The 6,539-nt window shown below is 34.8% G+C and carries 5 protein-coding genes, 3 tRNA genes and 1 pseudogene; 8 read left to right on the top strand and 1 reads right to left on the bottom strand.

The genetic code is table 11. The features are described 5' to 3' along the window. Window positions 1-71: 71 nt before the first annotated feature. Both L3049_RS17465 and L3049_RS17460 read left to right on the top strand, forming a co-directional pair. Window positions 72-144, top strand: a tRNA-Lys gene (locus tag L3049_RS17465). Window positions 145-182: 38 nt separating this feature from the next. Continuing rightward, window positions 183-255, top strand: a tRNA-Lys gene (locus tag L3049_RS17460). A gap of 244 nt (window positions 256-499) precedes the next feature. On the opposite strand, the gene L3049_RS17455 is transcribed toward L3049_RS17460, so the two are convergent. Continuing rightward, entirely contained in the window at window positions 500-1,867 is a 1,368-nt protein-coding gene (locus tag L3049_RS17455; protein WP_275111108.1) for a thioredoxin-like domain-containing protein, read from the bottom strand. A 187-nt stretch (window positions 1,868-2,054) separates the two neighbouring features. Here L3049_RS17455 and L3049_RS17450 point away from each other — a divergent pair. The 6 genes and pseudogenes from L3049_RS17450 to L3049_RS17425 all read left to right on the top strand — a co-directional run bounded on the left by L3049_RS17450 (window position 2,055) and on the right by L3049_RS17425 (window position 6,537). Next, a tRNA-Lys gene (locus L3049_RS17450) sits at window positions 2,055-2,127 on the top strand. Window positions 2,128-2,297: 170 nt separating this feature from the next. Next, on the top strand, window positions 2,298-2,864 hold the full coding sequence (locus tag L3049_RS17445) for an RNA polymerase sigma factor (RefSeq protein ID WP_275111107.1): 567 nt from the start codon (window positions 2,298-2,300) through the stop codon (window positions 2,862-2,864). A 109-nt stretch (window positions 2,865-2,973) separates the two neighbouring features. Further along, complete coding sequence (locus tag L3049_RS17440; protein WP_275111106.1) at window positions 2,974-3,516, top strand: hypothetical protein; 543 nt, start codon at window positions 2,974-2,976, stop codon at window positions 3,514-3,516. A 38-nt stretch (window positions 3,517-3,554) separates the two neighbouring features. Beyond that, window positions 3,555-4,616, top strand: coding sequence for a hypothetical protein (locus tag L3049_RS17435; RefSeq protein ID WP_275111105.1), 1,062 nt, complete (start codon window positions 3,555-3,557; stop codon window positions 4,614-4,616). 147 nt (window positions 4,617-4,763) lie between these two features. Beyond that, window positions 4,764-6,270, top strand: a pseudogene (locus tag L3049_RS17430) (M24B family metallopeptidase); the annotation flags it as partial. Continuing rightward, window positions 6,250-6,537, top strand: coding sequence for a M24 family metallopeptidase C-terminal domain-containing protein (locus tag L3049_RS17425; protein ID WP_425440823.1), 288 nt, complete (start codon window positions 6,250-6,252; stop codon window positions 6,535-6,537). The pseudogene L3049_RS17430 and the gene L3049_RS17425, both read left to right, overlap by 21 nt. The last annotated feature ends 2 nt before the right edge of the window (window positions 6,538-6,539 follow it).

The raw sequence follows: 6,539 nt of genomic DNA, 5'->3' as shown, positions 1-6,539 counted from the left end.
TGGGGTCCTGGGTTCGAACCCCAGAGGGATCACTTTAAGACAAGCAAAAGTCTTACAAATAAAATCAGCACGATTCCTTAGCTCAGCTGGTAGAGCACAACACTTTTAATGTTGGGGTCCTGGGTTCGAACCCCAGAGGGATCACTTAAGACAAGCAAAAGTCTTACAAATAAAATCAGCACGATTCCTTAGCTCAGCTGGTAGAGCACAACACTTTTAATGTTGGGGTCCTGGGTTCGAACCCCAGAGGGATCACGAAAAAACCACCAAAGAAATTTGGTGGTTTTTTTTACGCCTCTACTCAAATGGTTTCTATGTTTATTTTATTGAATCAATTCCTAATTGTAGTTTATTATTCTAAACTAATTGCAGCCCAAAAACTTTTTGTTTACTCTATCACAAAAATAAATCTACGTTGTTATAAATACTAAATTGACACCTGTAAATGCCTTTAGTGCAAGGTGCACTTTAAAAGAAGAATACTAAAAAGGCTGCGTAATCACTTAAAATACTCCATCAGCTCTTGTTCTAGCTGAAAATAAGTTTGAGGAACGGCTATGGTTTTTAAGGATGGATTGAATAAAAGCATTGTTGGCGTAACGTAAATGCTAAATTGCGTTGCTGTAGTTCCGCTTAAGCCTTCGGTATCGCATGCATTGATCCAAGGATACTGATTTTGTGCAACAATTTGCTGCCAATAGTTCAAGTTATTATCTAAAGAAATAGCCACTACTTCTAATCCTAGCTCATTGTATTCAGGGTATAAATTTCTAATTCGATCTAACAAAACTCTACTGTGCTCGCAACTTCCCGACCAAATTACCAATAAGGTTAATTCGCTATTCACATCGGAAATGGATTGTATTTTTCCATCCATTGAGTTAAACAAATCCAGATCTGGCACAGACCAATCTGTTCCTATTTCTTTTGATTTTAGGATACGATTTTGAATTGTTTTGTTTGATAACACATACTCACACGCATTTAGCACTTTGTATGCGTCAACCGTCATGTGATACAATTTGGGATATTGTTCTTCGGGATAACGATTCATGAGATAATTAGCCAAATATTTTTGCGAATTAGGCTCCAATTCTGTCATCCAAAACAAAGTTCCTATTGCCTCTTTAATCTGTTTATAATTTTCAGCTTTTAACAAGGCTTCTAATTTACTAGCTTTTAAATATTGCCCTATTTTCTCATAATAGATTGGTGTAGCTTGTAAAACGGTATCTGTAAAAGCAAAATAATCGAAGAAATGTTTTCTGTAATACTCGTCATATTGTTTCCCCTTTAATTTGATATCTGGAATCAAAACTTGCTGTGCCAAGGCCATTCTTGCAGCCCATGAATCAATCTGTCCATTCCAAAGATCTCGCAACATAACCTTTTTATCTTTTTGCAGTCTTTTAAATTGGTTGCTTAGCTCTTTGTATAAAGAATCTTTCTCATTTAGTTTCGAAACATCTGCCCTTATTGCCTTTATCGATTCATTCAACACATGAAATTCAGACAAGTAATAATGAAACTGGTTGTTTTCATCCTGATCTGGGAAACGTAATTCGCCCTCTCCAGGTTTACCATCCAATGAAAATTGAAAGTCTTTGGCTTGTAGAAAAAAATCAATTTTACCAATATCTCCTTGTAAACGATAAAATCCATAATCTCCCTTCCACGCAAAAGAAAGAACACCATTCTCCGAAACAGATCTCTGATCGATAACAAATACGCCACCTTCATCTCCTTTAAGGAGCAAAAAGCTCTCATTTTTGCAATCTGGCATTTGAGCTGTTAGTTGAAGTTGCATTTGTCCAAGTGCAAACTGACTTAGGAACAATAATACAATAACAAGGAAATTACGATTCATGGAAATTAAACGATTTATTACTTTTATTATTATCAAAACGATTACATAAAGGTACATATTCTAGTTTTGGATAACCAAAAGGATATTCTTTAATTACCGATTAAAATTGCAGTCAACTGCAAATGAATTTATTCCTCCTATTTCCTATTGTCAAAATTTTCAGTAAATTTAGTTTCCCTAACGGACAGATTCCTTAGCTCAGCTGGTAGAGCACAACACTTTTAATGTTGGGGTCCTGGGTTCGAACCCCAGAGGGATCACTAATTAGCCACCAAATATCTTTTGGTGGCTTTTTCATTTCCACAATCATATTAAATCAATAAAACTATTTTGTAAAGCTTTTTAAACATTTTACTTATATTTATTGAAATAAACCAAAGAACATGCAACGCATGAATTCCGCATTCGTCATTAGAATAGAAATTGATTAATGAGCTCATTGTACAAGAATATTCATCAGGACCTAATTGAGCTTTGCGGAAAAAATAACCCCAAAGCACAATTCAAAATCTACAAGTTGTACTATAAAGCAATGTACAACTCTTCTTTACGGATCGTAAAAGATCCTGCGGAGGCTGAAGACATCATGCAAGAAGCTTTTTTAGCTGCATTTAAAAACATTGGTAAGTACAAGGGTGAAGTTAGCTTTGGAGCTTGGCTAAAAAGAATTGTGATTAACCGTTCATTGGATAGTTTAAAAAAGAAAAAATTGGAATTATTTCCGCTAGATAATGAAATTCACAAGCTTCCTATTGAAGAAAACGTACAGAGTTTTGATTACTCTGAAGAACAAATAAATGAATTAAAAAAAGGAATAAACCTGCTACCAACAGGCTATCGAATTATTTTGAATCTATACTTACTCGAAGGATATGATCATGAGGAAATAAGTGGGATATTAAATATAAGCCCCTCTACTTCTCGATCACAATTCCTAAGAGCCAAGAAAAAATTGATTCAGCTTGTTTCGAAAAAAGAAAACCAAAAATTGCTATGAACCATTCTCTTATTATTATCGACTTGAGTAAACATACTTGTATGCTATTGCCAAAAAGATAATTACGATAAAGAAGGTTACATACTTCAATCAGTGAAAATTTGTAAGTATGAAAGAGTTAGAAAACATTATTAGAGATCATAAAGACGAGTTCGAGGAGGAGCCTCAAGAAGGTCATTTCGAAAACTTTCTTGAGAAAATGAATCATTCAAAGAAAAGAAATCTCTTTGAAAGGGCGCCAACTGTTTTAAAAGTGGCTGTAATCATTACTTTTGTGTTCTTTTCAGGTTTGATTGGATATCAAATTAAGAATTTGGAAGGTGAAAATCTAGGTTTAAGTCAAATTTCTCCTGAATACAGGGAGGTTGAGCTGTTTTATACTTCGAATATAAACAGCCAATTGGGAATGCTAAAGCAATTGGGAAGTTTTGATAAGGAACAACACCAAAGTATTCTTAGCGAAGAACTAAAAGAGATGGATGAGCGTTATACTCAGCTAAAGAAAGAGCTTGAGTTATATCCTGATGACGAAAGAGTTATTCAGGCTATGATTGAATATTATCAGGTTAAAACAAATGTTCTAAACCGAATAATTGAGCAATTATATCAAATAAAAAAGGACAATAGAGCAGCTCTAAACACATCTGTTTAAATAAAAAAAATTAAGAAACAACTATAAAACAAAAGACCATGAAATCATTTAAATCTAAATTTTCTGCTTTCTTACTGGTTCTAATTCTTGGATTTACTACTAATGCACTTGCAATAGATGAATACGAGAAAGAAATCAAAGAAGTATTTACTGCATCACAGGGTACTGAATTTAGCATTGTTAATAAATATGGCGATATCGACATAAAAAACTGGGATGCTGACTCTGTTTCGATTGTTGCAACAATTACGATTGAAACCACGAGTGAAGAAAAAGCAAAATCTCTCTTCAACAATATTGACATAAAATTGAATAAAGTTGGAAATAATATTTCGGCGTTAACCGAGATGTCACACAAATTTAAAACAGGTAAAAAATTCAGCATCGACTATGAGATCTTCATGCCTGAATATGTTAAGCTTGATGTTTCAAACAAGTTTGGCAACATATACATTAAAGCACTAAGAGCAAAGGCCAATATCAATTTAAGTTATGGAAACCTTCAAGGGGAAAGCTTTCTATATCCTGAAGAAAAGCCTGTTAGTACTATAAACCTTAGCTATGCAAAAGCTACTGTTAATGAATGCAATCGTACCAAACTAACTCTTAAATATTCAAAAATGAATATTGGTACTAGTAAAGCATTGGTAGTTGTAAGTCGTTATTCAAAATTGCACTTAGACAATAATGAGACTGTTATTGCCGATAGTAAGTATGATGCCTTTAATATTGTTAACACCAATACATTCTTAGTGAGCATGGGGCAATATTCTGATTTTAAAATAGAAAATGTAAATAAGAATTTGGAATTAAACCTTCGCTACGGCAATTGCAAAATTGACAATGTTTCGAAAGATTTTGAATCCATTAAGGTGGATAACAAATATGTTGCAAGTCGTATCGCAATTGAAGAAGGTGCAAATTATTCCTTAAACGCGGAAACAAAATATTGTGGCATTAGCTATCCAGATAATGCACAAGTTATTCAGAAAATTGTTGACAATTCAGAGACTTCACTGAAGGTTATTGTGGGCAATTCAGAAAGTCCGAAAGCTAAGGTACAAATCAATAGCCAATATGGTAATGTTAGTCTTAAATAACTAGCTTCATAAAATAATTTATCCCCCTTCGAAACTCGAAGGGGGATTTTTCATTAAAAGCAGTCATAATTAAAAAATATGTCTCATTATCAACAATAAATCTTCATAATATTGTAATTTTACGCTGAAACAATTAGATACTAAAAAATGACCGTTGCTAACAGAGTAAGCGCCCTGCGTTCTTTACTGCATGAAAAAGAAATTCATGCCTTTATAATAACAAGCTCAGATCCTCACATGAGCGAATATGTTCCAGACAGATGGACCACCAGAAGTTGGTTATCTGGCTTTACTGGTTCGGCAGGAACTCTAGTTATCACGCAAGAAAAAGCTGGTTTATGGACTGATTCTAGATATTTTCTTCAAGCTGAAACTCAATTGGCTGGAAGTGGAATAGAACTTTTCAAATCTGGCTTAATTGGCACCCCTAATCATTTTGAATGGTTGTCGAGCGAGCTGCCAATTAATCCCAATATAGGTTTTGATGGCAACTGTTTTTCAGTGGCTCAAACTCGAGAACTGAAAAATAAGTTAGGAGATTTAAGCATTCATGTTGTTGAAGAATTCGATTTAGCAGAGGAAATTTGGACAGATCGTCCAGAGCTACCAAGACAGCCAATATTCGATCACACAGTTTCTTTTTCGGGACAAACCAGGTTCAGCAAACTGACCAAAATCCGAAAAGAAATGGCTGCAAAAGAGTGTAATTTCCATTTCGTAGGCAGCTTGGATGATGTAGCATGGATTTTCAATCTTCGCGGAAGTGATATTGCCTACAATCCATTGTGCTTAGCTTATGCTATTATTGGAAAAGAATCGGCTACCCTTTATTTAAGTGAAGAACAGATTCCTGCAGAACTTATTAAGAGTCTTGCTGACGACGAAATCTACATTGCTGATTACGAACAAATTTTTACAGATTTAGATGAAATTCCTGGTTCTGCAAATGTTTTATTGGATCCAAACAGAACAAATTTAAACGCTTTTTATTCAATAAGCGCAAATATTATCGAAAGAGAAAACCCTTCTCAACTTTTAAAAAGCCAAAAGAATGAAGTTGAAATTAAGGGAATGAAAAACGCCATGAGAAAAGATGGTATTGCACTAACTGAATTCTATTACTGGCTAGAACACAAGCTCGGAAACACGAAGATTACAGAATTCACAGTAATGGATAAACTTCGAGAGTTTAGATCTCAGCAAAAACACTTTATGGGTGAAAGTTTTGGTAGCATTGTAGGTTATAAAGCTCATGGTGCATCGCCACATTACTCAACAACAGCCGAAACGGATTGTGAAATAAAAGCAGAAGGACTCCTTTTAATTGATTCTGGAGCACAATTTTTAGACGGCACAACTGATATTACCAGAACCATCCCAATGGGAAATTTGAGTGCTGATGTAAAAACAGATTTCACGCTGGTATTGAAGGGAATGATAAATTTAGCAATGGCAAAGTTTCCCAAAGGGAACCAGAGGCTGCAACATCGATATTTTAGCTCGTCAGGCACTTTGGCAATACGGTAAAAACTACGGACATGGAACAGGACATGGCGTTGGGTGTTTCCTTAACGTTCATGAAGGACCTCAAAGTATTCGTCAGGAATTAAAAGAACAAGCTATTCTTCCGGGTATGATCAGTTCTAACGAACCTGGCTTTTACAAAGAAGGTGCCTATGGTATTCGACACGAGAATCTAATTCTTTGTAAGGAAGCTGAAACAAGTCAGTATGGTGAGTTCTTAGATTTCGAAACCATTACCTTATGTCATTTTGAAACAAAAGGACTTCAAATGGAACTTCTTACTCCAGTTGAGAAAAAGTGGCTAAACAATTACCACCAATTGGTATTTGATACCTTGTCTCCCGATTTGGACGATGATCACAAAACTTGGTTAAAAGAAAAAACCAAAGCAATATAAAA

Origin of the sequence: Labilibaculum sp. DW002 (assembly GCF_029029525.1) — a bacterium.
Lineage (GTDB): Bacteria > Bacteroidota > Bacteroidia > Bacteroidales > Marinifilaceae > Paralabilibaculum > Paralabilibaculum antarcticum.
Note: the sequence above shows the minus strand (reverse complement) of the source record. Positions and strands in the feature narration are given on the sequence as shown.

What these genes read in the sequence shown, in the direction of transcription:
- L3049_RS17455 (WP_275111108.1), bottom strand. Translation starts at nt 1,867, where the DNA reads ATGAATCGTAATTTCCTTGTTATTGTATTATTGTTCCTAAGTCAGTTT.
- L3049_RS17445 (WP_275111107.1), top strand. Translation starts at nt 2,298, where the DNA reads ATGAGCTCATTGTACAAGAATATTCATCAGGACCTAATTGAGCTTTGC.
- L3049_RS17435 (WP_275111105.1), top strand. Translation starts at nt 3,555, where the DNA reads ATGAAATCATTTAAATCTAAATTTTCTGCTTTCTTACTGGTTCTAATT.
- L3049_RS17425 (WP_425440823.1), top strand. Translation starts at nt 6,250, where the DNA reads ATGATCAGTTCTAACGAACCTGGCTTTTACAAAGAAGGTGCCTATGGT.
- L3049_RS17440 (WP_275111106.1), top strand. Translation starts at nt 2,974, where the DNA reads ATGAAAGAGTTAGAAAACATTATTAGAGATCATAAAGACGAGTTCGAG.